2 protein-coding genes are annotated in these 1,834 nt (G+C 77.2%); both read left to right on the forward strand.

Going from position 1 to position 1,834, the window contains the following annotated elements; translation table 11 throughout:
* Positions 1-546: FtsX-like permease family protein (locus ABZW03_RS40390; RefSeq protein WP_355269808.1), on the forward strand; the 546-nt coding region annotated here is incomplete at its 5' end.
* On the forward strand, positions 543-1,834 hold a 1,292-nt coding region (locus ABZW03_RS40395; protein ID WP_355269810.1), incomplete at its 3' end, for a hypothetical protein. The genes ABZW03_RS40390 and ABZW03_RS40395, both read left to right, overlap by 4 nt.

Consider the following 1,834-nt stretch of genomic DNA (forward strand, 5'->3'; position numbering starts at 1 on the left):
GCCGGGCCGGGCGACCACGCCCCGGCCGAGGCCGCCGCCGCCCTGCGCGGCGCCCCCGGCAGCCAGGACCTCGCGCTCTACGACGAGGTCTCCGACGGCCTCCTCGGCGACCCGGTCGGCGCCGCCCCGCAGAGCGCGCTGATGGCCATCGCGGTCGTCACCGGCATCCTCGCCGCGATCGGCTTCGCCGCCGCCGTGGCCGGCGCCGCCCACGAGCGCTCCCGGGACTCCGCGCTGCTGCTCGCCCTGGGCGCCCCGCGCAGGCAGGTCGCCCGCACCGTCGCCGCCGAGAACGCGGTGCTGGTCGGGCTCGGCGGGACCGTCGGCCTGGCCCTCGGCGCCCTGCTCGTCCGGCTGATCGTGCCCTTCGTGGTGCTGACCCCGGCCGCCCGCCGGCCGGTGCCCGAGGCGCTGATCGAGCTGCCGTTCGGTCAGGCGCTGCTGTTCGCGGCCGCGATCGCCGTCGTCCCGCTGCTGTCGGCCTTCCTGATCGGGCGCCGGCGTCGAGACGTGGCCGCCCGGCTGCGCCACGTGGAGGAGATGTGACCACCAAGGCCGGCACCACCGTGCCCACCCCCGTGCCCCCGCCCGCCGCCGGGCCCACCCGGGCCCACCGGCCCGCGCCCTGGGTCCGTACCCGGCTGCGTGCGATGCCGCTGGCCGCGCTGCTCACGGCGGCCCTCGCCCTCGTCACCGTCTTCCTGGCGGCGGCCTTCCCGAGGATCGCGGACCGGGGCGCGGACACCGCGCTCCGGCAGTTCACCAGCAGCCTGGGCGCCGACGTCACCAACCTGGAGTACACCTCGGAGACCGTCACCGGCGACACCGGGGCAAACCTGGAGACCGTGCAGCACAAGCTCGCCGCGCAGGTCGGACGGGACCTGCCGCTGAGCCCGTCCGGCCAGGTCTTCGGCACCCGGGTCAAGACCGAGCGGAAGATGTTCAACCAGGGGTTCACCCGGATCTCCGACGTGGCCCTCCCGGCGCTCGGCCTGTACTACCTGAACGGCCTCGCCGACCGGGCGACCCTGACCGCGGGCACCTGGCCGGGCCCCGCCCCGGCCGACGGCCCGCTGCCGATCGTGCTGAGCCAGCAGGCCGCCGAGACCGTCAACATCAAGGTCGGCGACGTCATCGAGAGCGGCACCAGCGGAGGCGTCGCGCTGCGCAGCGCCGTGGTCGGCCTCTACCGGGTCAACGACCCCCAGGACCCGTTCTGGGAGGGGCTCGGCTGCCCGGCCCGGGCCTGCCTGGCCGTCAAGGGCGAGGACGCGTGGTACTGGACCAGCGGCTTCGTGGACGGCGGCAGCCTGACCGCGCTGGCCCGCTGGGGTACGAGCGCCCAGGACTTCTGGCGGCTGCCGGTCGACGGCGGCGCCCTGCGCGCCGACCAGCTGGACCGCACCCGCGCGGCCCTCGGCTCGTACACCTCCGGCCCCGGCATGACCACCCTGGTCACCGCCAGCCTCCGGGCCGACCTGCACGCCACCTCGCTGATGCCGGACGTCCTCGCCCGGGCCTCCGCCCGCTACCAGGCCGCGGCCCCGCTGGGCGCCATCGGGCCGGCCGGCGTCGCCGGGGTCGCGGTCGTGGTGCTCTGCCTGGCCGCGGCGCTCAGCACGGACCGGCGCACCGCCGAGATCCGGCTGCTCCAGGCCCGCGGCGGCTCGCGCAGCGGCGTGCTGCTGCGGCTGCTCGGCGAGGGCACGGTGACCGTGCTGCCCGCCGCGGTGCTCGGGACGGCCCTCGCGCTGGTGCTGCTGCCCACCCCGCGGTGGGGCAACCCGGTATGGAGCGCCGCCCTACGCGGCACTCGCGCCCGGAGTCGGGCACC

The sequence above is a fragment of the Kitasatospora sp. NPDC004799 genome, assembly GCF_040609095.1.
Lineage (GTDB): Bacteria > Actinomycetota > Actinomycetes > Streptomycetales > Streptomycetaceae > Kitasatospora.